The organism is Mycobacterium sp. NGS56, assembly GCF_059812425.1.
The window spans coordinates 179,365-203,911 of sequence record NZ_JCALCQ010000006.1; the positions used below are offsets into that span (position 1 = coordinate 179,365).

Consider the following 24,547-nt stretch of genomic DNA (forward strand, 5'->3'; position numbering starts at 1 on the left):
CCGTACGAAGAGCCGCCTCGCCGTTGCGACGCCCATCCGGACCGCACCGACGCGCCGTGTGCAGACTGCACGCGACAGCCGAGGCGCGGTCTGTTCTGGCACGAAAAGGCAGCCGAAACGTTCGACAGCCTGGAGGATGAGCCGGTGCGATTGGGGGCTTGGCGATCCGCCACGCGCGACGGCACGTCATGAGTAGTATTCGGTGCTTCGCCCCTACGACGAGGAGACTGCACCATGGATGAGGTAGGCGAGGACGACGTTCACGGCGCCGGCCACGGCCAGCGCTTGGCGGCACCAGCCTCCGTCGCGTCAAAGCCCGGTAATGGGCTGTTGCCACGCCTATATCGTCGCCTGTTCTTGCCGGACCCGTCGGTCTATTGGGTGCGCAGAGTGATGGACTACGAGACGCGGAAATTGGTGCGGAGTGTTGGGCCCGACCAACTCAGCGCGCTGGAGATTTCCGGGGATTATTGGGGCCGCATCGAGCAGTTCAAGACGTACCGCTCGGTTGGCTATCCAGAGTTCGACATCTGCGCGTCGACACTGGATGAGCAGTTCGATCTGATCTTGGCAGAGCAGGTGTTTGAGCACCTGTTGTGGCCTTACCGGGCGGGAAAGAATGTGTATCAAATGCTTCGCCCCGGCGGCTACTTCTTGATGACCACGCCGTTTCTGATCCGAATCCACGAAGTTCCGGTTGATTGTTCGCGATGGACGGAAACCGGCATCCGGTACTTTCTGGCCGAGTGCGGCTTCGACTTGGACCGGATCGAAACCGGTTCCTGGGGTAATAGCGCTTGTGTTCGCGCCAACTTTTTCCGCTGGGCTCGGTACCGGCGCTGGTGGCATTCCCTGCACAACAACCGGTATTTTCCGGTCTCCGTGTGGGCATTTGCGCAGAAGTGATGCAAATTGAGCTCGGACCTCCGGGCCGACGAAGCTTGCGCTGCATTGTATGGCGCGCGCCGGTTCATCCCCTCCCGAGGATTTCTTGCGCTGATCCGTTCCGCACTGGCGCTCCTACTTTCAGACGCGCGAAAAAGAGCGGAAGAGGTAGTGTTCCGGTATTTCGCATCGGCGCGCCACAGGCGGTAAAGATGCTGTGCGAGTAGCGGACTGACCTCGGTATCATCGACTCCGAACCCCCTCCCCCGTCACTCGGTGTGTACCAAAGACCAGCGTTGCAGCGCGGTGCGGGCGGTGTCGTCGGCGGCCTCGATGCGCACCTCGCCGGAGCCGGAGCGGGCGTACACCGCGGCGGCAACCGCGCGAACGATCGACAGGCCGTCCCCGTCGTCCGCCCCGTCGGCACTGACGCTGATCGCCGTGTCCGCGACGTCGACGCGCCAACCGGGCTGCGGCCCGACCGCAAGCTGCTCGCCGTCGGTGTGCAGCGAGCGCAGGTCGTGGCCGATATAGGTGGGGCGCTGGGCGGGTTTGGCGTAGACCGCGTCCCGCGCGGAATTGACCCCGGTGAGCACCATGAGGCTGGGCAGCTCGGCGGCGTTGGCGCCCTCGATGTCGGTGTCGAGTCGGTCCCCGACCACCAGTGGGGCGCGAAAGTCGCCGCGAGCCGCGGCATCCCGCAGCAGTGCCGGCGCCGGCTTGCCCGCGACCTGAGGCTCGCCGCCGGTGGCCGCCCGAAGCGCGGCCACGAACGATCCGTTGCCGGGCAACAACCCGCGTTCGGTGGGCAGCGTCAGGTCGACGTTGGACGCGACCCACACCGCGCCGGCCCGGATGGCCAGCGCCGCCTCGGCCAGATCCGGCCACCCGATGGTCTGGGACAGACCCTGCACGACGGCGGCCGGGCCGTCGTCGTAGCTGCGCACGGGCCGCAGTCCGACGGCTGTGATCTCGTCGGCCAGCGACTCGGTGCCCACGATCAGCACCGGTGAGCTGGGCGGCAACTGGTCGGCGAGCAGCCGCGCCGCGCTTTGCGCGCTGGTGGCGACGTCGTCGGCGATCGCGGTGAAGCCCAGCTCTGTCAGGTGCGCGGCGACCTCGTCGGCGCTGCGCGAGGCGTTGTTGGTGACGAAGTACGCGCGGCTGCGCACCTCGGCCAACGCCTGCACCGCGCCCTCGGTGGGCCGACGGCCGCGAAACATCGTGCCGTCCAGATCGATCAGCAGGCAATCATATTGCTGCGCAAGGGTTTTAGCGTGATTCGGCTCCGTCATCAGCCGAGTTCACTGACGCGATCCTCGGCGTCGGTGACGCCGTCGACGTCGGCGGCCGCCGAGTGCAGGAACCATTGCAGCGCCTCGTCGTCACGGCCGAGCGCCAGCAGGGTGTCGGCGTATGCGTAGAACAGCCGCGCGGCCGTCGTACCGCTGCGGGCCGGGTCCAGTTGTGGCGTGGACAAGACGGTGAGCGCCTGCTCGAGTTGGCCGAGATCCGTGCGCGCCCCGGCGGCGACGATCCGCAACTCGTCGGCGTCGTCACCGCTGAGCTCGGCGGCCTCGGGGCCGCGCGCGAGTTCGATCGCCCGCTCCGGACGGCCAAGTCCGCGTTCGCAATCGGCGATCAACGCCAGCAGGGAGGACTTGCTGCCCATCCGGCGCGCCGCGCGTAACTCGGCGAGCGCCTGTGCCCAGTCGCCGCAGTGGTAGGCGGCGATGCCCACCGCTTCCCGAATGGTGGCGATCCGGCTGGACCGGGCGCGCGCCGCCCTGGCGTGGCGCAAGGCGGCCTCCGGGTCTTCATCGAGCAGCTCGCCCGCAGCCACCAGGTGGCGCGCCACGGCATCGGCCGTGGCGCGGTCCAGCGTGGTGAGCTCGCGGCGGATCTCGGGTGACAGCTGCTTGGCTTCCACACCGGGCGGTATCGGCGGCCCGTCCTGTGGCGCGCGATCGACCTGAGCCTCCCGGCGCGCGGTGCCTTGCGGCTGAACCGGCCGCGCACGGCCCGGACCTGACCAGCCGCTGGATGCCGGCCGGCCTCGCCGTTCGCCGCCGTGCCGTTGCCTGTCGTCGACCACGCAGCCGAGAATACGGGCAGCCCGGCGCCTAGCTTCGCGGCCGGCTACCCAGTAGCGGCGCGAACACCGCCGGACAGTAGGTCGCGATCGCGACGATGGTGAACCTGCCCGCCATCTCGTACGACATTCCGTTGCCCTCGGCCATCTTGGAGGTCACCTCGTCGAACGACCCGCCGGGTTCGACCAGCATCGGGCACACCGACTGCCCCAGCGCCGTGGTGCCGGTCGGCTGGCTGTAGGAAATCCCGGCATTGGTCAGCGCGGACAGGAAGGCGTTGCCCACCATGTCGGCGCGGATCGGCGCCGACAGCGCCGCGGCCATCGCCACCAGACCTGTGATCCCCAGAATCGGCAGGACGGTCAACCGCACACGCCTCGCGAAAAGCACCGTGACAACAGTGGTCGGTGCGGGTCACGTCAACGACACGGTGAGGTAAAGATCTGTGCACACACCGCGTTTTGCGGCGGCCGTCCGGCCCCCGTCCCGCTAGACCTTTTCGACCCCGGCGACGGTGCGTTTGCCGCGCCGCAGCACCAGCCATTTGCCGTGCAGGAAGTCCGACGGTTGCGGCGCCCATTCGTCGCTGTCGATGCGCACGTTGTTGACCGAGATGCCGCCCTCACCGATGGTGCGCCGCGCGGCCTTCCTGCTCTCGGACAGGCCGCTGGCGACCAAGAGGTCGACGATCCCGTCAGGGCCACCGGGTTTGAGCTCGGCGACCGAGGTCTCGCGCAGCGCCGCCGACAGCGTGCCCTCGTCCAAGCGGTCCAGTTCGCCCTGTCCGAACAGCGCCCGGCTGGCGTGCTCGACGGCGTCCGTGGCCGCCTCGCCGTGCACCAGCGCGGTCAGTTCGCGCGCCAGCCGCCGCTGGGCGACCCGCTGCTGGGGGCGCTCGGCAGTCGCCTGTTCCAGCTCGCCGAGCTCATCGGCCGTCAAGAAGGTGAACCAACGCAGGTACCGGATCACGTCGGCGTCGGCGGTGTTGAAGAAGTACTGGTACCAGGCGTAGGGCGTGGTCAGCGCCGGGTCCAGCCATAGGCTGCCGCCCCCGGTGGACTTGCCGAACTTGGTGCCGTCGGCGGCGGTCACCAGCGGCACCGTCAGCGCATGGACGGAGGCGCTCAACTGCTGGCGCACCAACCGGACGCCGGCGATGATGTTGCCCCACTGATCGGACCCGCCGATCTGCAGAGTGCACCCGTAGCGCCGGTGCAATTCGACGTAGTCGTTGGCCTGCAACAGCATGTAGCTGAACTCGGTGTAGGAGATGCCATCGCCCTCCAGACGCCGCCGGACGGTGTCGCGGTCCAGCATGACGTTGACCGAAAAGTGCTTGCCGACGTCGCGCAGGAACTCGATCGCCGTCATGGGGCTGGTCCAGTCCAGGTTGTTGACGACGACGGCGCCCGTCGGTGACTCGTCGAAGTCGACGAAGCGTCGCAGCTGCCCGCCGATCCGCTCGGTCCACTCGGCGACGGTGTCAGCCTCGTTGAGGGCCCGCTCGCCGACGTCGCGCGGGTCGCCGATCATGCCGGTGGCGCCGCCGGCGAGCACGATCGGACGATGGCCGGCGCGTTGGAACCGGCGCAACGCCAGCAGGGGCACCAAGTGCCCGGCGTGCAGGCTGGGCGCCGTGGGGTCGAAGCCGGCGTACACCGTCATCGGCCCGCGCCGCGCCTCGGCGGTCAGCGCATCGAGGTCGGTCGACTGCGCGATCAGGCCGCGCCAACCCAACTCGTCGATGATCATGTCGCCCATGATCCAAGATCCTTCCAAAGATCGGTTCGGCTAGTCGCTGGCGCCCGGGGCCGGCGCGCGTGGGCTGCGGCGATACGCCGAAACCTCCGGACGGCCGGCAAGCCACAACCGCCACGGCCGATCGGCGGCCTGACTGACACCCACCCGCGGGCCGGACGTCGCAGTCAGCGGTTCGTGTAGCTCGAGGGTCACCGGACTGTTGCGCGCGAAGAGGTCAATACCGTTGTCGTCCATGGCGATTCCCATGGCCGAGCATAAGTTGCCCGGGCCCCGCGCCAGGGCGGCGGTGTGCACCAACTCACCGCGGCGGGCCCGCGCGACGTCGACGCCGTCCTCGATGGCCGCGGCGCGCAGCAAGACCGCGGCGGCGGTGCCGTCGGGTCCGCAGGAGACGTTGGCGCAGACATGGATGCCATGGCTGCGGTAGGTGTAGAGCCGCCCAGGTGGGCCGAACATCACGAAGTTGCGGGCGCGCAGGCCCTTGTACGAGTGTGCCGCGGCGTCGGGCCAGGGACCGTCGGGGACTCCCCCGTACGCCTCGACCTCGACGACTACCGCGGTCACACCCCGCGCGGTGAGGGTCGCGCCTAAGAGCCGGCGCGCGGCCTCGACGGGGTCGGCCAACAGCTGGGCCGCGGCCGTGCCGTCGCGAAATCGTCCTCGAGCCTTGGCCACATCAGATCCTGAATCCTCTTTTCTGAACCCAACGAACTTACCGGCAGGCCGGACATGGCAGTATCCCGGTGTCCCGTGACCCCAGGGCCGGGAGAAGGAGCCCACCCCATGCATGCGATCGATCCCGCCGCCACCGCGTGGCTGCTGGCCAGCACGGCATTGGTTTTGCTGATGACCCCCGGCCTGGCGATCTTCTACGGTGGCATGGTCCGCACCACCGGTGTGCTCAACATGATGATGATGAGCTTCATCTCCATCCCGCTGGTGACGGTGGCGTGGCTGCTGGTCGGCTACACCATCGCGTTCTCCGAGGACGGGGCGGGCGGACTCGTCGGCAACCTCAGGCATTTCGGCATGCTCGGCATCACCCCGGACACCGCCCGCGGCACGGTTCCGGAGCTGCTCTTTGCCACATTCGAGTTGACGTTCGCGATCATCACGGCCGCCCTCGTCAGCGGCGCGATCGCCGACCGAGCCAAGTTCGCCGCGTGGATGGTCTTTGTCCCGGTGTGGGCAATCGCCGTGTATTCCATTGTGGCGCACTGGGTCTGGGGGCCCGGCGGCTGGCTGGCCAAGCTGGGCGTCCTCGACTACGCGGGCGGGCTCGTCGTCGAGATCGTCTCCGGGTCTTCCGCATTGGCGCTGGCACTGGTGCTCGGCCCGCGAATCGGGTTCAAGAAGGACGCGATGCGCCCGCACAATCTGCCGTTGCTGTTCGTGGGTGTCGGGCTGCTGTGGTTCGGCTGGTTCGGCTTCAACGCCGGTTCCGCCTTGGCCGCCAACGGAACCGCCGCGGCCATCTTCCTCAACACGCTGGTCGCCGGGTGCCTGGGCATGCTCGGCTGGCTCTCGGTCGAACAGATCCGCGACGGCCGGCCCACCACTTTCGGTGCGGCATCGGGTGTGGTCGCCGGCCTGGTCGCCATCACCCCGTCCTGCGGGACGGTCAATACGCTGGGCGCGCTGGTCGTCGGGCTGGCGGCGGGCGTCGTATGCGCGTTCGCGGTGGGCGCGAAATTGCGCTTCAACTATGACGATTCGCTCGACGTGGTCGGCGTGCACTTCGTCGGCGGTGTGGTCGGGGTGTCGTTGATCGGTCTGTTCGCGACGGCGGTCATGACCGCGGGCCCCCAGGGCCTGTTCTACGGGGGCGGCTTCGGCCAGTTGGGCAAGCAGGCGCTGGCAATCGGGGTCGTCGCGCTCTACGCGTTCACCATGACGTTCGTGTTGGCGAAGGTCATCGACCGGTTGATGGGCTTCCGGGTCAGCGCCGAAGACGAGACCACCGGTGTCGACCTCACGCAGCACGCCGAAACCGCGTACGCCGAGGGCGTGCACGGCCATCTGCCGCAGCGCCGCCCTGCCACCGGCGAACGCTTCAACTAGTACACCGGCGCTGCCGGCCCGTGCCGTCTCCTGGCCACACGGCGATTCCGCAATGCGCTAGCCGCTAGCGCATTCGAAAGTCACCTCTCATTGCGGTCTTGACAACCCCGCGCGACCGGGCAATTATTCATCGCATGATGAGTTCATCGCATGATGAATTAATTGCCTGGCCCGGCGAGCCGGCGGTGCACATCGAGCACCTGCGCGTCATCCGCGGCAAACGCCCAGCTCTGCACGACTTCTCCGTCGAAATCGCCAGGGGCAGCATCACCGGCCTGCTGGGTCCGTCCGGCTGCGGCAAGACCACCCTCATCCGCTGCATCGTGGGCACGCAGATCATTGCCAAGGGCACCGTCACCGTGCTCGGCGTCCAGGCCGGCAGCGCCGAACTGCGCCACCGGATCGGTTACCTGCCACAAGACCCGACCATCTATAACGACCTGCGGGTCGTCGACAACGTTCGCTATTTCGCGGCGCTCTACGGGTTCGACGGCCAGGCGGCGGATGCCGCCATCGACCGTGTCGGGTTGACCGATCACCGGACCGTGTTGTGCGGCAACCTCTCCGGCGGTCAGCGCACCCGGGTGTCGCTGGCGTGCGCGCTGGTCTGCCAGCCCGACCTGCTGGTGCTCGACGAGCCCACCGTGGGCCTGGATCCGGTGCTGCGCGCGGACCTTTGGGAACAGTTCGCTGAACTGGCCCGCACCGGGACCACGCTGCTGGTCTCCAGCCACGTGATGGACGAAGCCGACCGCTGCGGCGACCTGCTGCTGATGCGCGACGGCCGGTTGGTCGCCCACACCACCCCGACCCAACTGCGAGAGGACACCGGATGCACGTCACTGGAGGACGCGTTTCTGTCCATCATCAAGCGCACCACCATGCGCGAAGCGGGCTGAACCTGCGCGGCTACACCGCGACCACCGCGCGGATCCTGCGCCAGTTGGTCGCCGATCACCGCAGCGTCGCGATGATCCTGTTGGTGCCGGTCCTGGTGATCAGCCTGATGTACTTCATGTTCGAGAACGCCCCCCACCGCCCCGGTGGGCCGACCCCATTCAACAACGCCTGCCTGATTCTGCTGGGCCTGTTCCCACTGTTCGTGATGTTCATCATCACGGCGATCACCATGCAGCGCGAGCGGGCCTCCGGGACCCTCGAGCGCATTCTGACCACGCCGCTGCGCCGCCTGGATCTGCTGATCGCCTATGGCACCGCCTTCTCCGTCGCCGCTGCGGCGCAGGCGATTTTGGCGTGCATCGTGTCGTTCTGGCTGTTGGGTTTCGACACGGCCGGCAGCCCGGCGTGGGTGTTCGTCATCGCTATCGTCAATGCCGTGCTGGGCGTCGGTCTGGGCCTGCTGTGTAGTGCGTTCGCCCGCACCGAGTTTCAGGCCGTGCAATTCATTCCGTTGGTGATGGTGCCGCAGCTGTTGTTGGCCGGCATCATCGTGCCGCGCGCTCTGATGCCACACTGGCTGCAATGGATCAGCAACGTGCTGCCGGCCAGCTATGCGCTGGAGGCCTTGCAGCAGGTGGGTGCGCACCCGGAACTGACGTTCATCGCCGTGCGCGACATCGTCGTCGTGCTGGGCTTCGCCCTGGCGGCGTTGTGCCTGGCTGCGGCGACGCTGCGACGGCGGACGCCCTAGTGGCGATCGCAAGCGCGGGGGGCCGGCGGCGGGGCCGGCCGGCCGGCAACTCCGACACCCGCGATCGCATCCTCGACAGTGCGCGGGAGTTGTTTGCATGCAACGGAATTCGCAATACCTCGATCCGCGCCGTGGCCGCGGCGGCCGGGGTGGATTCTGCGTTGGTTCATCACTACTTCGGCACCAAGGAGAAGCTTTTCGCCGCGGCCGTGCACATCCCGGTCGACCCGATGTCCATCATCGGCCCGCTGCGCGAGGTGCCCGTCTCCGAACTCGGCTACCGCATCCCGTCAAAATTGCTGCCGCTGTGGGATTCCGAGGTCGGTACGGCGTTCATCGCCGCGCTGCGATCGATCCTGGCCGGCGAAGAGGTCAACTTGTTCCGGGCGTTCATCGAGGACGTGATAGCCGTGGAAATCGGCCCGCGCGTGAACAACCCACCGGGAAGCGGTACCACCCGCATCCAGTTCGTCGCGTCACAACTGGTGGGGGTGGTGATGGCGCGCTACATCCTGCAGCTGGAGCCATTCAAATCGCTGGCGCCAGAGCAGATCGCGCAGACCGTCGCGCCGAACCTGCAGCGCTACCTCACCGGGGATCTGCCGGACGGCCTTGTTCCATGAGCCGGGCATGCTCATCGTCGCCGACGTCGCGGGCCTCGTCGATGAGCAGTACCGGGATGCCGTCCTCGATGCGATACGCCCGTCGCAACCGCGGGTTGTAGAGCAGTTCTGACCCGACCAGCACCAGTGGGCCCCGGTCGTCGGGGCACACCAAGATGCTCAGCAGTCCATCGTCGATCATGTGTGCGCTCCAATCAGCTCGGAACGGGCGGCGCTGGTCAGGCGGCGGTACTGGTTGGCGTCGGCGTCGAAGTACCAGACTTGACGGCCGGCTTTCGGGATCCCGGCCGCCCGTAGAGCACTGACGGTGGGCCGGAACGTCGCGCTCAGGTTCATCTCCGGCACGACGCACACGATGTCGGGTCCCAGGCCGATCGGAAGCTTGGCGAAGGCCTCGGTCAGGTCGGCCGCGGTGATGGAGGCCCCCGGCAACAACGTCACCGCCGACATCGCCACCTCGTGGTCGCCCACCGGCACGTTGTAGGTCACCGCGAGGTCGACGCCGTTGATGCAACCCAGCGCGTCGGTGACCGGTTCGGCGAACACCATGCCACGCGCAGTGCGCACCACCGAGCCGCGCCGGCCCGCCAGCCAGAAGTCACCGTCGTCGTCGCGGTAGAACAGGTACTCGGTCGCGATCCACGTGTCGCCGGCGGCAAAGACTCCGCGCTTGACCGAGGCGCTCGGATCGATCGGGCCGTTGGAGGCGGCGAGCAGAACGCCGACCTGGTTGGGTTCGGCGACCTGCACGAAGCCGCGCTCGTTCTCCGAAATCAGGTCGTGCTCGACGTCGTAGGCGCCCAACTCGATTCGACCGGCGCCCGGCAGCGGGCGGCCCTTGCTGCCGATCTTGGCGCCGGACACGTTGGCCAGCACCGCCTGCCCGTCGGTGGTGGCGAAGAACTCGACGACGTGGGCGGGCGCGAACGCCTCGACGACACGCCCCCATAGGCCGGTCGGCATGCCGGAACCGATAAACAGCCGCACCGGATGATTGCCGTGCAGCACGAACGCGGGATCGTCGACGATCTCGCGGAGCATGGCCCAGGTGTAGGACACCACGGTGACGCCGTACTGGCGCACCTCCTGGACGAATCGGTCCCGGTCCAGTCCGCGCGATAACGCGATGCGGGTGCCGCCGACCACGGCGCCGCCGAGGCTGACCAGCAGCGCCGACTCGTGGTGCAGCGGCGTCAGGCAGTAGACGGTGTCGCGGCGGTCCAGGGCGGCCGTCGAGGCGGTACCGAAGGCCGACACCGCCCAGCGGTAGTTGGTGATCTGCCTGGCCACCAGCTCGCCGCCCGCCGCGCTGAACGCGATGAACGCCAGATCCCGGGCCAGCCCCGGGTTGGGCCGGTACCACCCGGGCAGCTCGACGGCATCCGGGTCGATCTGCTCCATGTCGATGACGTCGGAGTCGTCGGGCAGATGCAGATCCCGCGACTCGCCACCGCCGAGGACCAGCACCTGCCGCAGCCCATGACGGTCGGACCCTCGCACCGCGTCGAGGTTGGTGGGGTCGGTGAGCAACTCAGTCACTCCCCCGAGCCGAACCGAGGCGGATAGATCGGCGTCAGGCCGCATCACCACCGCGATGGCACCGAGCCGGGACAACGCGGCGATGGCAACCAGGGCGCTGGGCCGGGTCTCCATCAGGACGCCTACGCGGTCCCCCTGCCGAACCCCGACCTCGATCAGGCCGCGAACGACGTTGTTGACGCGCCGGTTCACCGCGTCGTAGGTGTGCACGCGGCCGTCGAACAACAGAAATTCGCCCTGGGGCGCATCGTGGGCCTGTTCCTCGATGATGCGGCCCAACGAAATCCGGGTGTGGTCGTTGATCTGGCCCAGGCGGACCAGTCGCGGAAGGGTGCGGGCCGTCTCGACGGCCAGGGTGCGCACCGACTTGTTGGCGGTGACGACGGTGTTGGCCGCGCCGCGGACCAGCCCAAGCGCCGCCTCGGAGACTTCGCCGACTCCGTGCGCGAGCCGCGAGCTCAGGGCGACGCCGCTGTCGGTGTGCTCCTCGGGCTGATCGGCCATGAGGTCGATGCTGTCCGGTTTGTCGCCTCCGATGGACAGCCACTTCACCCATTCGGCCACGGTGGGCCAACTCTGTTGCGCCGCTTTGGATCCCACGACCAAGCCGAAATGACCTGTGCGGATGGTAGATTCGTACACTTCGGCGTCCGGTGCGGCCCGCCGGATACCCCGCACCGATGCCGGCTGCCCGATGTCATCGACTTCGCCGACGAAGGCCAGCACCGGGCAGGTGATGTCGGTCAGGGTGACCATTTGGCCGTTGACGGCGAACCCGCCGGTCATCATCCGGTTGTGCGCGATGAACTGCTTGAGCAGTTCGGAGATCGCCGGACCCGACCAGGCGATCCAACCTTCGCGCTCGAGAAACCGGCGCTGCTGCTCGCGCGGGAGCAGCGCCTCCCGGTCGTGCAGCTGGCGCACGAAGTCGACGCGCGCCTTGGCGGTCTTGAGTGGATCCAGCATCTGGAAGCCGGTTCGCGCCATCCAACTCGGGATGGCCAGCCGGCTGAAGACGTGATCGGCCATGAAGTTGGCAGCGGGGGCGGCGAAGTTCGGCGGGATACCCATGGGCAGCGCGGCCAGGGTGTCCACGGGTGAACCGAAGGTGACGATGCTGGCCACGCTTTTAGAACGCCGGTAGGCGGCGACCTGGTAGCACCACATCCCGCCCTGCGAATAGCCGACCAGATGAACGTCGCTGCCGGTGGTGTCCCTGACCGTGTCGATGGCCTGACTGAGCGCGACGATGTGGTCGGCCAGGGTGCGACGCATGCCGCCCTCGACCTTGTCGGGTTCTCCGAAGTCGATGACCCAGGGGTCAAGCCCGTGGGCGTGCAGGATTCCCACCGCGCCTTCGTCGCGCGTGACGTCCCACATGTCCGCGGACATCATCATCGGGTGCACCATCAGCACCGGCGGCCCGACATTCGACTGACCACCCCGGCTGTCCGGCGGGAAATACCGCCGAAGCTTGTACATCGGCACGCTCTCGACGATCTGCGAAGGCGACGGGACAGTGCCGGTTTCCAAGCCCCCCAGTCGCAAGACTTCCAGCCCGTTCTGGGCTGTAGCGATCAGCCGCTCGACCGGTCGCGTGACCATCGAAAAATTGAGATCCACCGCTGCTCCCTGAGTCTTGACAGCTTGGACATCATGGCACATCGGGCCAGCTAGAACGGCAGTGGTTCGCTAAATGGGCGTCAACCGCTGCACCCGTTCAGATCGATGGTCGACCCCGGTCCCGCGCCCTCCAGTGCAGCGGCGTCGGCGGCGGCTTGCGGCGCAGCCCGCACCGGAACGGCGGGGGCGAGAACTCCGGTGACCGCGACCAGCGCAACTACCCTCATGGTTCCGATGCACCCACGCCATTGATCGACGACCTCAGGCTCGCGGCCGCAGCTCGGCAGTAGGTGAGAACCAGCCCTGAACCAGTGAGGACAGCGCGGCGGCATCATGCCAGTCGGGCGCTGCCGGTCCGGTCTGCATGGCTAGACAGGTATCGACAGGCACTACCTAGCCAACCGGCGGGGCACCGACAGCAAATACCGCCTGAGGGGTTTTGATTACTTCCGACGTGGCGCGTTACACGTCGATGGTCTGGCTGACGTATGTCTCCCAGGTGGCGATCTGGCCAGCCTCTACCATGGCGGCCTGCATCTCGGGGTCGCCGAAGAGCGCCTCCTGGACCTGGCCGTACCGCGTCCAATCCTCGGCTGTGGAAAGCAGGCCGATGGCGTTGGTCGCCGGGCCCCCGATCATGGTCGCCAGCACGGTGACGTTCTCGGCGCCGTGCTTGCGAGCGAGGTCTGTTGTCTTCTTGAGTTGCTTCTGCACCTCGTCCCACTGGACGCCCGGGTTTGGGTGGATAACTACGTACGTGACGATGGTCATGATGGTGCCTCCTGTACCTCGTGGCGGTTAGCCACAAGGTAAGCAAACACCCGAATGCCGCCGCGCGCTAGTGCCAAAGTCCATTGGCTAGCAAACTAGTTGCCGCGTCAGGGCCTGCTCGCCCGCCCCGGGCCTCCGAGGCCGTCTAGGCGGTCATTTTATTGTCTTTGCATCGAATGCAATATTCGTCGTTCTGCCTTTGTGTTTCGTGTATGCCTTCGCATTCAGGGCATTGTTGAATGTATTTATGATTCGGATTCCAGTCCGAATTCATTAATCTTTGCTTTTGTATGAATTTGTTCGCTGAGTCACGAGCTCCGTTAGACAACATTTCAATAGACTTCCCTGGTCAATAGTATATTCTGGTTTTATTCAGGGTTTGCTGGTGGCTTAACAACCCATCCGGTGGGACGGGCTTGGCAGCTCGTGAATCACTAGCATTCGCAGCTACCGCCCGTTCGGGCTAACCAATGACCATTCCCCAAATGCGGCCGGTTAAACCCCGGTGGGGCGCGTAATCAACCCCACCCCCTGGCGATTCACGCTCTGCCCAAGTTGTCGGGTGCGGCGTCCGCCGCGCAAACCTGCTCGCCCGCAACGGGCGCTCGGAGATCTGCGGAAGATTGAAGTAGCCGGCTACTCTAGGCTCGCAGTTTGCCACGCCAGAGGCTGTCTGGGTCCCCTCTAGTGAAAGGTGCCCACGATGACAATCCTCGCAACCACTATCGTCCATCCGAATCCCGGCGTGGCCTGGGACGACGTTCAAAAGCAGCTGAAGCGCGCGAGCGAACTTGCCCGCAAGCATGGCGCGGAGAACGTCACTGTGCTCGTCACCATGGTCGGGGGTCAGGGAACCAACGCCGTCGGCTTCCTGACGACCGCCGAGGACTGGGCCGCCTACGGCCGGGTCCAGCAGAGCCTCAGTTCCGACCCGGATTACCAGGGGCTGCTGATTGATGCAGGCCAGATCGCCACCTGGGAGAACTACGTCAGCCAGACGATCGACGTCTAGTGCGGCGCAACGATCGATCGGGCCACCTTCAAGGGGGTGGCCCGATCGCCGTCATAGCCCACGCGCTGTGAGCCCTTGATTAAGTCTTTCGCCCGACTGCCCCCGCGGGATGGCCCGCCCGGCCCGGCCGCGGATGAAGAAGCGGCCAGCTCGCGACGGTGATCCGGCGTGCCGTCACGGGTTCGGCTTTGCCCTTGAGGTCGAGCATGACGACCTCGCCCCGTCGACGGCAGCCATGCGCGGTGGCCTTTGGCATGACGACTTCGCCGGCGGCCGCAACGCTTTGGAGGCGCGACGCGGTGTTCACGACGTCACCGATCGCGGTGAAGTCGCGGATCTCGCCCTCGCCGACGATCCCGACGCTGGACCGTTTCACGCCTTCCATTTCGACGCGCGCCGCCCGTCGCACGCTCCAGCGATTGCGCGAAATAGATTCCAGTGCAACATAAATCGCCGATAACAGCCGCCTCGGCAGGTCGGCCAGCCGACGGTAATCCCATGCTACCGACTTCAGCACCCCGCTAATCCGGCTCAACCGTCGAAAAACCCGTAACCGGCGCTCCTGAAAGGTGGCTGAGAACCGGCTGCAAACCCGTTTGCTCAACATGACGCCGGGTACACAGGCCGTGCGCTTCGGTCGCGACGCGTCGTCGAGACCACCTCGGTTGAAAGACACAGCTGGGCGCTTTCCAGTTTTCTGGACGGCTTTGGCGACCGTCACTGCACAGACAGTGTCGGGACCGAAGCCTGCCAGATCGTGTTCTTCCAACGCGGAGGCGAGGCGGCCTATGGGCACGACAGCGACGGATTCACTCCACGAGCCATCCCCTCAAGTCGCCGGCGCATCCAGTGGGACACCGGGCAACGGTGTCACCGGCGTGCCGAAGGACGCCTTCGTCGACGACATCACAGCCAGCCGGTAACCGCCGGCGCGGGCAAGCGCGCGAGAAAGGGAGATAAATGTTGTTGCTGGGCAATGGCGGACGGCTAAAAGACCGCACCGCCGGCGGCGACGGACTCGGCGAGGTCCAGCACCTGGCCGGGCGAGCTTTGTACGACGTCGCGCACGGCCGTTTCGAGCGGTCGCTCTCTGGGCTCACCGCCGTGGCGGCACTCGTCACGACGGCCGAAATCTACTTCGAGCACTACAAAGCCAGCTTCGGCAACAAGTGGATGTGGAGCCCGATCGTGGTGACCCCGCCGGTGGTCGTCGCCGGAATCGGTGGGGTGTTCTCGCGGCGGTGGGCCAAACTCTGGCTCCCCATCACCGCGGGCATCTACACGGCCAACGGGCTGATGGGCGAATACCTACACGCGCGCGGGGTCGCCCGCAAGCCGGGCGGATGGAAGAACGCCTCCTACAACGTGCCGATGGGGCCGCCCATCGCAGCGCCGGGCCTGATGTGCATGGTCGGCGGAATGGGGTTACTGGCGTCGATCCTGCGCCGCGAACGGTTCCGGGACTAGGAGCGCAGGGACTCCTCAGATGGCCAACACCTCACGCCCCGACCACCTGCCCAACCTGCGCCCCGACGGCAAGCCACCGCACCCGTCCTGGCTGCCCAAGCAACGCCGCGGCACCACACCGCAAATGATCGGGCGCTACCCCGATTACGACGTGCTGGAAACCGCCGACAAGTGGGACGAGGCCACCAGGAAGGTGGTGCTGGCCAGGCTCGAACCTCCGGGCCCGCTGCGGTTTTTCACCCCGGATGAAGAGCCGTGCCTGCGCGCGTTCTGCGACACGGTGCTGGCGCAGGACGTCGAGCCGCGCGTGCCGGCGGCCGAATCCGTCGACTCCAAGCTCGCCGACGGGCGCCTTGACGGCTATCAGTACGCCGACATGCCCGACGACCGGGACACCTGGCGACTGGTATTGCGCGGGCTCGACGAGACGGCATCGACCAACTACGGCAAGTCCTCGTTCGCGGACGCCGATCCCGCCACCCGCGAAGCGATCATCGATAGGTTTTCGCAGGGGGATCTGCAGGGCGGGGCGTGGGAGAGCCTGAACGTCAAGCGCGCGTGGTCGGTGTGCATGCGAGCGACGTTGTCCGGCTTCTACTCTCACCCCTGGGCGTGGAACGAGATCGGATTCGGGGGGCCGGCCTACCCGCGCGGGTTCATGCGCCTCGGTGGTGCAACCGGACCGGCCGCCGCGCGCGAACCGTACGAGACCCCCGGCGCCACCGACGAGGATCCGGTGGAAATCGTGAACAACGGGGAGCTGTGATGGGCGACTTCTTGCGGGGCCTGTTCAAGGGAGCGGTCGAACCGAAGGACAACGATTCGCGATTCCTGCTCGACGTGCACTCGCGCGACCTGCCCGGCGAGAAAACCATGCGCCGCTACGACGACGACGACGAGGTCGACCTGGTTGTCGTCGGCGCCGGGGCAGGCGGCTCCGTCCTGGCGCAGCGGCTGGCACGCCAGGGTTGGCGGGTCGTGATCCTCGAGGCCGGCCCGTTCTGGCACCCCGACGAGGATTGGGTGTCCGACGAGGCCGGTTCGCACGCGCTGTATTGGACACAGAAACGCATCATCGGCGGCGACGACCCAATCGAGTTGGGCAAGAACAACTCCGGGCGCGGAGTCGGCGGCTCCATGGTGCACTACGCGGGGTACACCCCGCGGTTTCACCCCAGCGACTTCGAGACCTACACCCGGGACGGGGTAGGGGCGGACTGGCCCATCCGCTACGAGGATATTCGCCGCCACTACGAGCAGGTGGAGCTCGAGCTGCCGGTCGCCGGCCAGAACTGGCCCTGGGGCGATCCGCATCGCTATCCCTTTGCACCGCACCCTATCTCGGGCGCGGCCGCCAAGATCTGGGGGGGAGCCCTCAAGCTGGGCATCGAGATGCGGGTCGGTCCCGTCGGCATCGTCAACGGCACGTTCGGCAACCGTCCGCACTGCATCTACCGCGGCTACTGCCTGCAGGGCTGCAAGGTCAACGCCAAGGCCAGCCCGTACGTCACGCACCTGCCCGACGCTCTGGCCCATGCCGTGGAGATCCGCGCCAACTGCATGGCCTCACGCGTCGAGCTCGATGAGAGCGGCGCGGCCCGGGGCGTGGTCTACTACGACGAGATCGGCGGCAAAGAGCGCCTGCAACGCGCCAAAGTCGTTGCCATTGCCGGCTACTCGATCGAGACGCCGCGTTTGCTGTTGAACTCGTCCAGCGACCGGTTCCCGAACGGGCTGGGCAACAACGACGATCAGGTCGGACGCTACGTGATGGTGCAGGGCGCCACCCAGTCCGCAGGCCGGTGGTCCGAGGAGGTCCGGATGTATAAGGCGCCTCCCCCGGAAGTGACCTCCGAACAGTTCTACGAGACCGATACCTCGCGTGGATTCGCCCGCGGCTTCGCCATCCAGACCGTGTCGCCGATGCCGATCGGCTGGGCCGAACACGTCCTGGCAGACGGGCACTGGGGTCGCGCCTTGCGGGAGTACATGCGCGACTACAACCATTGGGCGACCGTCGGCGTGCTCAACGAGCTGTTGCCGCTGCCCGACAATCGCGTGACGCTGGCCGACGAGGAAGATCCGTACGGCATTCCGGTAGCCCGATTCGACTACACGCTGTGCGACAACGACAAGGCCAACATGGCGTACTCCACCAAGGTGATCGGCGACATCCTGCGTGCCGCCGACGCCCAGGACGTGCTCACCATCGAGCGCTTCGCCCACCTGATCGGTGGCGCCCGCATGGGCACCAACCCGCAGAATTCGGTCGTCGACTCCGATCAACGGGTGTGGGGCGTGCCGAACCTGTTCCTCGCCGACGGCTCCGTGTGTCCCACCCAGGGCTCGGCGAACCCGGCGCTGACGATCATGGCGCTGGCCTCGCGGCTGGCCGAACGGCTGGCCGGTGGGAAGATCGATTCCACCGCGGGACGGAGGTCGGAGGCGAAAGCCGGTGGCTGACCGAACGATCGACGTCGAGACGGTTTTCGCACCACGGGTGCTGCGGGAGTACGCGTTGCTCGCCGACGGCGAGCGCGGCGCGCTGATCGGGCCGCAGGGCGACCTGGCGTGGATGTGCGCGCCGCACTGGGACTCCGACGGCGTCTTCTCCAACCTCATTGGCGGCGGTGGCGTTTACGCGATCACCCCGATCGACGTCCGTCATGTCTGGGGCGGTTACTACGAGCCGGGCACGCTGATCTGGCGCAACCGCTGGACGACTCGCGACTCCACCGTGGAATGCCGTGAGGCGCTGGCGTTTCCGGGCGAGGCCGATCGGGTGGTGCTATTGCGGCGCCTCATGGTGTGCCGCGGCACGGCCCGCGTGCGAGTGCTGCTGGCGCCGGCAGCGGGCTTCGGCCGGCACGGCCTCGGCCAGCCGACCTCCGAAGGCGGGGTGTGGAACGGCCGGTCGGGCCGGTTGCGCTGGCGTTGGCTGGCCGGCTGCGACGTGCGCACCATCAAAGCCGCGCACGACAACAGCGAGTTGCTCGTTTGCGAGATCGCCCTCGAGGAGGGTCGCCAACACGACCTGGTGCTCGAGCTTTCCGAACACGCACTTCCCGACCAGCCTCCCGACCCCGACATGGCCTGGGACGCCACCGCGGCCGCCTGGCACCGCAGCGTGCCGCGGCTGGATTGCACCATCGCTCCCCGCGACGGTCGCCACTCCTATGCGGTGCTGCGGGGGCTGACCAGCAGCGGCGGCGGCATGGTGGCCGCGGCCACCATGAGCCTGCCCGAACGTGCGCACACCAATCAGAACTACGACTACCGGTACGCCTGGATCCGGGACCAGGTGTACGCCGGCATGGCGGCCGCCGCGGTCGGAACTACCGAATTGCTGGACCGGGCGGTCGAATTCGTCGGCGCCCGGCTGCTCGACGACGGCCCGGACCTCAAACCCGCCTACACCGTCACCGGCGGCGCGGTGCCCAGTGAAGAAACGCTCGACCTTCCCGGCTACCCCGGCGGCACCGACAAGGTCGGCAACTGGGTCAACCGGCAATTCCAGCTCGATGTCTTCGGTGAGGCGCTGCAACTGCTGGCCAAGGCGGGCGCCGCCGACCGGCTCGACGCCGAGGGTTGGCGCGCCGCGCAGACGGCAATCGGGGCCATCGAAAAGCGGTGGCGCGAACCGGATGCCGGGGTCTGGGAAACCGACAACGAGCACTGGACGCAGTCCCGCCTGGCGTGCGTCGCCGGGCTGCGTGCCATCGCGAAACTGGCCGGCGCCGGTCCCGAGGTGGCCGCGTGCGCTTCACTGGCCGATGCGATCCTGGCCGACACGGCGTCGAGCAGCCTGCACCCGCATGGCTATTGGCAGCGCAGTCCCCGGCTCACGGGCGTCGACGCATCATTGCTGTTGCCACCCGTGCGCGGTGCGGTGCCCGCCGACGACCCCCGCACCCGCGCCACCCTGGACGCCGTCCGCCGGGAACTCACCGACGACGGGTTCGTCTACCGCTTCCGCCACGACGAGCGCGACCTCGGCGACGCCGAAGGCGCCTTCCTGCTCTGCGGTTTCATGATGGCGCTGGCCGAAGATCAACTGGGCCACGGCGATTGTGCGATGCGCTGGTTCGAACGCAACCGCGCCGCATGCGGCCCACCCGGGCTGTTCTGCGAGGAATACGACGTGCGGCAGCGCCAGCTCCGCGGCAACCTGCCGCAAGCGTTCGCGCACGCGCTGATGCTCGAATGCACGGCAACCCTCGAAGACGACGAGGCCCACCATGAGTGATTACTGGACCGAGCGAAAGGCAGTTCTGCGATGACACAGACCGTGGTGATCACCGGAGCGAGCGCGGGCATCGGCCGCGCCACCGCGAGGGAGTTCGGACAGCGCGGCGCCAACGTCGTCCTGCTCGCCCGCGGCGCGGCGGGGCTCGACGGCGCCGCTCGTGATGTGGAATCCGGTGGCGGCAAGGCGCTGGCCATTCCGACCGATGTGGCCGATCACTCGGCCGTCGTCGCGGCCGCCGACCAGGCCGAAGCCGCCTTCGGCCCCATCGACGTCTGGGTCAACGTCGCGTTCACGTCGGTGTTCGCGCCGTTCAGCGAGATCAGCGCCGAGGAGTTCAAGCGCGTGACCGAGGTGTCCTACCTCGGGTACGTGCACGGCACCATGGCGGCGCTGGCCAAGATGCGCCCCCGCAACCGCGGCACCATCGTGCAGGTCGGTTCGGCACTAAGCCAGCGATCGATTCCATTGCAGTCGGCCTACTGCGGCGCCAAACACGCCGTCAACGGGTTCACCGAATCGGTGCGCTGCGAGCTGTTTCATGAGGGCTCGAAGGTGCGGATCACCGTCGTCCAGATGCCCGCGGTGAATACCCCGCAATTCGCCTGGGTGCTGTCTCGGCTCCCCCGCCATCCCCAGCCGGTGCCGCCGATCTACCAGCCCGAGGTGGCGGCGCGGGGCGTGCTGTATGCCGCCGATCATCCAGGGCGCAAACAATATTGGGTCGGCGATTCCACCATGGTGACGCTGCTGGGGCAGAAGTTCGTGGCGCCGCTGCTGGACCGCTACCTGGGCCGCACCGGATACGACTCCCAACAGACCGAGGAGCGGGTCGACCCCGACCGGCCCAACAACCTGTGGCAGCCGCTGGACCAGGAGCCGGGCAGCGACCACGGCGCGCATGGCCAGTTCGACGACAAGTCGCATGCGCACAGCCCGCAACTGTGGGCGTCCCAGCACCCGGTCGTCAGCGGCACCGGCGCGCTGAGCGCCGCCGGGGTGGGCGCCTGGCTCGCGGCGCGGGCGGGCCGCCGGTGGGCGCGATGACGCCCGACGCGCGGATCGACGAGGTCACCGCGCAGGTTTACGAAATCCCCACCGACGCACCCGAAGCCGACGGCACCCTGTCCTGGTCGTCGACCACCCTGGTACTGGCCGAGGTTGTGGCCGGCGGCCGACGCGGAATCGGCTACACCTACGCCGACGGGGCCTGCGGCAAGCTGATCGGCGGCAAGCTCGCCGGAGCGCTCACCGGACATGATCCGCTTGACATCCCGGCGCGGTGGGGGTCGATGGTCACGGCGATGCGTAACAACGGCCGGCCGGGATTGGCCTCGTGTGCCATCTCGGCGGTCGACACCGCGTTGTGGGACCTCAAGGGCAAGTTGCTGGAGCTACCGGTATGCCGGCTGCTGGGCATGGCGCACCCCGAAGTGCCGATCTATGGCAGCGGCGGTTTCACCACCTATGACGAGTCCACCACGCGCGGCCAACTCGAGCGCTGGGTCGACGAATGGAAGATCCCACGCGTCAAAATCAAGATCGGCGAATCGTGGGGCTCCGACGTCAGCCGTGACCTGGATCGGATTGCGCTGGCGCGCAAGGTGATCGGCCCCGACGTCGAACTGTACGTGGACGCCAACGGTGGCTACCGCCGCAAACAGGCGATCCGGGTTGCCCACGCAATGACCGACCACGGTGTCACGTGGTTCGAGGAACCCGTGTCTTCCGACGATCTGGACGGACTGCGGGAGGTGCGCGACCAGGTCAGCCCGGACGTGACGGCCGGCGAGTATGGCTACGACCTGGCCTACTTCAATCGGATGCTCGCCGCCGAGGCGGTCGACTGCCTGCAGATCGATGTCACGCGCTGCGGGGGCATCAGCGACTGGGTGCGCGCCGCGGCCGTGGCCGCCTCCTACAACGTGGACGTTTCCGGGCACTGCGCTCCCAACCTGCACGCCCACGTCGCCACCACCATCCCCAATTTGCGGCACTTGGAGTACTTCCACGACCACCACCGCATCGAACAGATGCTTTTCGACGGCGCGCTGTCGCCCGAGGGCGGCGCGTTGCGACCCGATCAGCATCGCCCGGGGTTCGGCCTGGAGTTCAAACGCCAAGACGCCGAGCGCTACCGCAAGGCCTGACGGTCGAGCAGGTCCTCGACACCCCATTGCGGGCAGGTATGGACACGGGCAAAAACGGGAATTGATACGCCAAGGTTTTCACAACGAGAATTGGGGAAACGCGATGACGGTGAACTCCAACGACGAAACTATTGAGCGCCGCGAGGCGCTGGTGTCCGACGTCGTGAAGCACAACGACCTGAGCGCGGTCGACCTGGTACTGGGCCTCGGTGAGCCGCAGCGCGTCGGCAGGTTCTGGTTCTACCTCGAGGGCCATCGCTGGCAATGGTCGGACGCGGTGGCGCGGATGCACGGCTACAAGCCGGGACAGGTCGAGCCCACCACGGAACTGCTGCTTCGACACAAACATCCCGAGGATCGCGAGCGGGTGGCCACCGTACTGGACCGCGTGACGAAGGGAAAGCCGTTCAGCAGCCGGCATCGGATCATCGATACCGCCGGCCGGACCCGCTGCGTCGTCGTCGCCGGCGATCGGATGCTCGACGACCGTGGTGCGCTGGCCGGCACGTCCGGCTTCTACGTCGACGTCACCGACTCGTTGCACTCCGATATCACCAACGTCCTGTCGGCGGTCTCCGAGGCCCGGGCGCGTATCGAGCAGGCCAAGGGCGTGCTGATGACCGCCTACGGCATCTCGGCCGGGCGCGCGTTCGACATTCTGGTCTGGCGTTCCCAGGAGACGAACCTCAAGTTGCGCGACGTCGCCAGCCGCTTCCTGGACGCCGTTACCAGCAAGGCGTCGGCGGAAACGCAAAGCCAGGTGGACCAGGCACTGCTGACCCTGGGTTAGCGGCGACAGTAGGGTCGTCCCAGTGGCGCACCTACTTGGAGCGGAGGCCGTACACCTCGAATATCCGACTCGGGTGGTCTTCGAATCGATCACCCTCGGAGTCAACGAGGGCGCCCGCATCGGCATCGTCGGACGAAACGGTGACGGCAAATCCAGCCTGCTGCGGCTGCTGACCGGGCGGCAACGGCCCGATTCCGGCCGGGTCACCCAGCGCAGCGGGTTGCGGGTCGGCGCACTGTCTCAGGCCGACACCCTGGATCCGGACCGCAGCGTCGGTTACACGCTGGTCGGCGAGGCGGCCGAACACCAGTGGGCCGGTGACGCGCGCGTTCGTGACGTGGTCGCCGGGCTGGTCTGCGACATCGCCTGGGAAGCAAAGGTTGCCACGCTGTCCGGCGGCCAGCGCCGCCGGGTGCAGCTGGCCAGGTTGCTGGTGGGCGACTGGGACGTCATCGCACTCGACGAGCCCACCAACCATCTGGATATCGAGGGCATCACCTGGCTGGCCGGCCATCTGCGCCAGCGCTGGGCACGCAACTGCGGCGGGCTGTTGCTGGTGACCCACGACCGCTGGTTCCTCGACGAAGTCGCCACCACCACGTGGGAGGTGCACGACGGGATCGTCGAACCGTTCGACGGCGGATACGCGGTCTACGTGCTGCAGCGCGTCGAGCGGGACCGAATGGCCGCCGCGGCCGAGGCCAAGCGGCAAAACCTGATGCGCAAGGAGCTGGCGTGGCTGCGTCGCGGGGCGCCGGCGCGCACCTCCAAGCCCAAGTTCCGGATCGAGGCTGCCAACCAGCTGATCGCCGACGTGCCGCCGCTGCGCAACACCGTCGAGCTGGCCAAGTTGGCAACCGCACGGCTGGGCAAGGACGTAATCGATCTGCTCGATGTGTCGGTCTCGTTCGGGGGCCGCGCGGTGCTGCGCGACGTCGAGTGGCGGATCGCCCCCGGCGAGCGCACCGGCATCGTCGGTGCCAACGGCGCCGGCAAGTCAACGCTGCTGGGCTTGATCGACGGCACCATCACGCCGGACACGGGCCGGGTCAAACGCGGCAAGACCGTGCGGCTGGCGGTGCTCGACCAGCAGGGCGATGCGCTGGCCGCGGTCGGCGGCGACCGGATCGCCGATGTGCTGGGCAACCTGCAGGGCGGCTATCAGGTCGATGGCCGTGAGGTCACCCCGGCCCAGCTGCTGGAGCGCCTCGGATTCGCTCGGGGCCAGCTGTCCGCCCGCGTCGAGGATCTGTCCGGCGGTGAGCAGCGGCGGTTGCAGCTGATGCTGACGTTGTTGGCCGAGCCCAACGTGTTGCTGCTCGACGAGCCGACCAACGATGTCGACACCGACACCCTGGCCGCGATGGAGGATCTCCTGGACTCGTGGGCGGGCACTCTGATCGTCGTCTCGCACGACCGCTACCTGCTGGAGCGCGTCACCGATCAGCAGTACGCGGTGCTCGACGGCCGGTTGCGGCATCTGCCCGGCGGTGTCGACGAGTATCTGCAACTGGCCGAGCGGCGGACGGGCGAGACGACCGCCGGATCACCGCGGCCCCGCGACCCCGCATCGCGAGCGATGTCGGGCGCCCGGCGCCGCGCGGCCGAAAAAGAGGTGGCCTCCATCGATCGCCAGCTCGCGCGATTGGCGGATCGGATCGAGGAAAAGCACAACGAACTCGCCGCGCACGACCAGTCCGACCACATTGGCATCACCCGGCTCACCCAGGAGTTGCGCGCGCTTCGAGACGAGGTCGCCGAGACGGAGAGCCGCTGGCTGGAGCTCTCCGAGCTGCTGGAATGACGAACCTGTGGCGACCGCAAGCGTGGCGAAGCCGCACCGGCGGGTCGACACCGCTGTACTGAGCCGCAACA

24 protein-coding genes are annotated in these 24,547 nt (G+C 67.4%); 14 read left to right on the top strand and 10 right to left on the bottom strand.

Annotation, left to right across the window (positions count from 1 at the left end; genetic code table 11):
• The first annotated feature begins 234 nt into the window (after window positions 1-234).
• On the top strand, window positions 235-906 hold the full coding sequence (locus tag AC5Y4F_RS16910; protein ID WP_499997665.1) for a methyltransferase domain-containing protein: 672 nt from the start codon (window positions 235-237) through the stop codon (window positions 904-906).
• Window positions 907-1,154: 248 nt separating this feature from the next.
• Here the strand turns inward: AC5Y4F_RS16910 and AC5Y4F_RS16915 are convergent, their stop codons facing one another.
• The 5 genes from AC5Y4F_RS16915 to AC5Y4F_RS16935 all read right to left on the bottom strand — a co-directional run bounded on the left by AC5Y4F_RS16915 (window position 1,155) and on the right by AC5Y4F_RS16935 (window position 5,414).
• The gene (locus tag AC5Y4F_RS16915; protein WP_499997666.1) at window positions 1,155-2,180 is read right to left on the bottom strand and encodes an HAD-IIA family hydrolase; all 1,026 of its coding nucleotides are present in this window, start codon (window positions 2,178-2,180) and stop codon (window positions 1,155-1,157) included.
• Window positions 2,180-2,980 carry a tetratricopeptide repeat protein gene (locus AC5Y4F_RS16920; protein WP_231986447.1) on the bottom strand — a complete coding sequence of 267 codons (801 nt, stop codon included), beginning with the start codon at window positions 2,978-2,980 and terminating at the stop codon, window positions 2,180-2,182. The genes AC5Y4F_RS16915 and AC5Y4F_RS16920 overlap by 1 nt, the downstream gene beginning before the upstream one ends.
• 28 nt (window positions 2,981-3,008) lie before the next feature.
• On the bottom strand, window positions 3,009-3,368 hold the full coding sequence (locus tag AC5Y4F_RS16925; protein WP_499997667.1) for a DUF732 domain-containing protein: 360 nt from the start codon (window positions 3,366-3,368) through the stop codon (window positions 3,009-3,011).
• 99 nt (window positions 3,369-3,467) lie between these two features.
• Window positions 3,468-4,739, bottom strand: a complete 1,272-nt coding sequence (gene tyrS, locus AC5Y4F_RS16930; RefSeq protein WP_499997668.1) for a tyrosine--tRNA ligase — start codon at window positions 4,737-4,739, stop codon at window positions 3,468-3,470.
• Between the two features lie 30 nt (window positions 4,740-4,769).
• A complete protein-coding gene (locus AC5Y4F_RS16935; RefSeq protein ID WP_067938483.1) occupies window positions 4,770-5,414 on the bottom strand; it encodes a DNA-3-methyladenine glycosylase in 645 nt (214 codons plus the stop codon).
• Between the two features lie 108 nt (window positions 5,415-5,522).
• On the opposite strand from AC5Y4F_RS16935, the gene AC5Y4F_RS16940 reads away from it, so the two are divergent.
• The 4 genes from AC5Y4F_RS16940 (at window position 5,523) to AC5Y4F_RS16955 (ending at window position 9,074) form a co-directional block, all read left to right on the top strand.
• A complete protein-coding gene (locus AC5Y4F_RS16940; protein WP_067938481.1) occupies window positions 5,523-6,800 on the top strand; it encodes an ammonium transporter in 1,278 nt (425 codons plus the stop codon).
• A 134-nt stretch (window positions 6,801-6,934) separates the two neighbouring features.
• On the top strand, window positions 6,935-7,699 hold the full coding sequence (locus AC5Y4F_RS16945; RefSeq protein WP_499997669.1) for an ABC transporter ATP-binding protein: 765 nt from the start codon (window positions 6,935-6,937) through the stop codon (window positions 7,697-7,699).
• Between the two features lie 2 nt (window positions 7,700-7,701).
• On the top strand, window positions 7,702-8,451 hold the full coding sequence (locus AC5Y4F_RS16950; RefSeq protein ID WP_499997704.1) for an ABC transporter permease: 750 nt from the start codon (window positions 7,702-7,704) through the stop codon (window positions 8,449-8,451).
• Window positions 8,451-9,074: a TetR/AcrR family transcriptional regulator gene (locus AC5Y4F_RS16955; RefSeq protein ID WP_499997670.1), complete on the top strand. Its 624-nt coding sequence runs from the start codon at window positions 8,451-8,453 to the stop codon at window positions 9,072-9,074. The genes AC5Y4F_RS16950 and AC5Y4F_RS16955 overlap by 1 nt, the downstream gene beginning before the upstream one ends.
• Here AC5Y4F_RS16955 and AC5Y4F_RS16960 read toward each other — a convergent pair.
• From AC5Y4F_RS16960 to AC5Y4F_RS16975, 4 genes are all read right to left on the bottom strand, one after another.
• On the bottom strand, window positions 9,040-9,255 hold the full coding sequence (locus AC5Y4F_RS16960) for a Trm112 family protein (RefSeq protein ID WP_067938477.1): 216 nt from the start codon (window positions 9,253-9,255) through the stop codon (window positions 9,040-9,042). The two genes, AC5Y4F_RS16955 and AC5Y4F_RS16960, sit on opposite strands and share 35 nt — an antisense overlap.
• Complete coding sequence (locus AC5Y4F_RS16965) at window positions 9,252-12,236, bottom strand: acyl-CoA synthetase (protein WP_499997671.1); 2,985 nt, start codon at window positions 12,234-12,236, stop codon at window positions 9,252-9,254. Before AC5Y4F_RS16965 ends, AC5Y4F_RS16960 begins: the two co-directional genes overlap by 4 nt.
• Before the next feature lie 80 nt (window positions 12,237-12,316).
• Window positions 12,317-12,463 (bottom strand): hypothetical protein, encoded by a 147-nt coding sequence (locus AC5Y4F_RS16970; RefSeq protein WP_499997672.1) that lies wholly within the window; start codon window positions 12,461-12,463, stop codon window positions 12,317-12,319.
• A 235-nt stretch (window positions 12,464-12,698) separates the two neighbouring features.
• Window positions 12,699-13,007, bottom strand: a complete 309-nt coding sequence (locus tag AC5Y4F_RS16975) for a hypothetical protein (RefSeq protein ID WP_067931302.1) — start codon at window positions 13,005-13,007, stop codon at window positions 12,699-12,701.
• Window positions 13,008-13,710: 703 nt separating this feature from the next.
• Here AC5Y4F_RS16975 and AC5Y4F_RS16980 point away from each other — a divergent pair.
• A complete protein-coding gene (locus AC5Y4F_RS16980) occupies window positions 13,711-14,019 on the top strand; it encodes an apurinic/apyrimidinic endonuclease family protein (protein ID WP_067934405.1) in 309 nt (102 codons plus the stop codon).
• A 79-nt stretch (window positions 14,020-14,098) separates the two neighbouring features.
• Here AC5Y4F_RS16980 and AC5Y4F_RS16985 read toward each other — a convergent pair whose 3' ends face one another.
• Window positions 14,099-14,536 (bottom strand): nucleotidyl cyclase domain-containing protein, encoded by a 438-nt coding sequence (locus AC5Y4F_RS16985; protein ID WP_499997673.1) that lies wholly within the window; start codon window positions 14,534-14,536, stop codon window positions 14,099-14,101.
• A gap of 443 nt (window positions 14,537-14,979) precedes the next feature.
• Here AC5Y4F_RS16985 and AC5Y4F_RS16990 point away from each other — a divergent pair, with 443 nt between their 5' ends.
• The 8 genes from AC5Y4F_RS16990 (at window position 14,980) to AC5Y4F_RS17025 (ending at window position 24,476) form a co-directional block, all read left to right on the top strand.
• Complete coding sequence (locus AC5Y4F_RS16990; RefSeq protein WP_067934410.1) at window positions 14,980-15,486, top strand: hypothetical protein; 507 nt, start codon at window positions 14,980-14,982, stop codon at window positions 15,484-15,486.
• Window positions 15,487-15,505: 19 nt separating this feature from the next.
• A complete protein-coding gene (locus tag AC5Y4F_RS16995; protein WP_067934412.1) occupies window positions 15,506-16,252 on the top strand; it encodes a gluconate 2-dehydrogenase subunit 3 family protein in 747 nt (248 codons plus the stop codon).
• Window positions 16,252-17,949, top strand: coding sequence for a GMC family oxidoreductase (locus tag AC5Y4F_RS17000; RefSeq protein ID WP_067934414.1), 1,698 nt, complete (start codon window positions 16,252-16,254; stop codon window positions 17,947-17,949). The genes AC5Y4F_RS16995 and AC5Y4F_RS17000 overlap by 1 nt, the downstream gene beginning before the upstream one ends.
• Entirely contained in the window at window positions 17,942-19,732 is a 1,791-nt protein-coding gene (locus AC5Y4F_RS17005) for a glycoside hydrolase family 15 protein (protein ID WP_067934416.1), read from the top strand. The genes AC5Y4F_RS17000 and AC5Y4F_RS17005 overlap by 8 nt, the downstream gene beginning before the upstream one ends.
• Window positions 19,733-19,762: 30 nt before the next feature.
• Window positions 19,763-20,779 carry an SDR family oxidoreductase gene (locus AC5Y4F_RS17010; RefSeq protein ID WP_499997674.1) on the top strand — a complete coding sequence of 339 codons (1,017 nt, stop codon included), beginning with the start codon at window positions 19,763-19,765 and terminating at the stop codon, window positions 20,777-20,779.
• On the top strand, window positions 20,767-21,882 hold the full coding sequence (locus AC5Y4F_RS17015; RefSeq protein WP_067934419.1) for an enolase C-terminal domain-like protein: 1,116 nt from the start codon (window positions 20,767-20,769) through the stop codon (window positions 21,880-21,882). Before AC5Y4F_RS17010 ends, AC5Y4F_RS17015 begins: the two co-directional genes overlap by 13 nt.
• Window positions 21,883-21,985: 103 nt before the next feature.
• Window positions 21,986-22,672: a PAS and ANTAR domain-containing protein gene (locus tag AC5Y4F_RS17020; protein WP_067934421.1), complete on the top strand. Its 687-nt coding sequence runs from the start codon at window positions 21,986-21,988 to the stop codon at window positions 22,670-22,672.
• A 22-nt stretch (window positions 22,673-22,694) separates the two neighbouring features.
• Window positions 22,695-24,476, top strand: a complete 1,782-nt coding sequence (locus AC5Y4F_RS17025; RefSeq protein ID WP_499997675.1) for an ABC-F family ATP-binding cassette domain-containing protein — start codon at window positions 22,695-22,697, stop codon at window positions 24,474-24,476.
• Window positions 24,477-24,547 lie beyond the last annotated feature (71 nt).

Coding starts and splice junctions, on each gene's coding strand:
- AC5Y4F_RS16995 (WP_067934412.1), top strand. CDS start 15,506: ATGGCCAACACCTCACGCCCCGACCACCTGCCCAACCTGCGCCCCGAC.
- AC5Y4F_RS16945 (WP_499997669.1), top strand. CDS start 6,935: ATGATGAGTTCATCGCATGATGAATTAATTGCCTGGCCCGGCGAGCCG.
- AC5Y4F_RS16980 (WP_067934405.1), top strand. CDS start 13,711: ATGACAATCCTCGCAACCACTATCGTCCATCCGAATCCCGGCGTGGCC.
- AC5Y4F_RS17020 (WP_067934421.1), top strand. CDS start 21,986: ATGACGGTGAACTCCAACGACGAAACTATTGAGCGCCGCGAGGCGCTG.
- AC5Y4F_RS16970 (WP_499997672.1), bottom strand. CDS start 12,463: ATGAGGGTAGTTGCGCTGGTCGCGGTCACCGGAGTTCTCGCCCCCGCC.
- AC5Y4F_RS17000 (WP_067934414.1), top strand. CDS start 16,252: ATGGGCGACTTCTTGCGGGGCCTGTTCAAGGGAGCGGTCGAACCGAAG.
- AC5Y4F_RS16960 (WP_067938477.1), bottom strand. CDS start 9,255: ATGATCGACGATGGACTGCTGAGCATCTTGGTGTGCCCCGACGACCGG.
- AC5Y4F_RS16910 (WP_499997665.1), top strand. CDS start 235: ATGGATGAGGTAGGCGAGGACGACGTTCACGGCGCCGGCCACGGCCAG.
- AC5Y4F_RS16990 (WP_067934410.1), top strand. CDS start 14,980: ATGTTGTTGCTGGGCAATGGCGGACGGCTAAAAGACCGCACCGCCGGC.
- tyrS (WP_499997668.1), bottom strand. CDS start 4,739: ATGGGCGACATGATCATCGACGAGTTGGGTTGGCGCGGCCTGATCGCG.
- AC5Y4F_RS17010 (WP_499997674.1), top strand. CDS start 19,763: ATGACACAGACCGTGGTGATCACCGGAGCGAGCGCGGGCATCGGCCGC.
- AC5Y4F_RS16940 (WP_067938481.1), top strand. CDS start 5,523: ATGCATGCGATCGATCCCGCCGCCACCGCGTGGCTGCTGGCCAGCACG.
- AC5Y4F_RS16975 (WP_067931302.1), bottom strand. CDS start 13,007: ATGACCATCGTCACGTACGTAGTTATCCACCCAAACCCGGGCGTCCAG.
- AC5Y4F_RS16915 (WP_499997666.1), bottom strand. CDS start 2,180: ATGACGGAGCCGAATCACGCTAAAACCCTTGCGCAGCAATATGATTGC.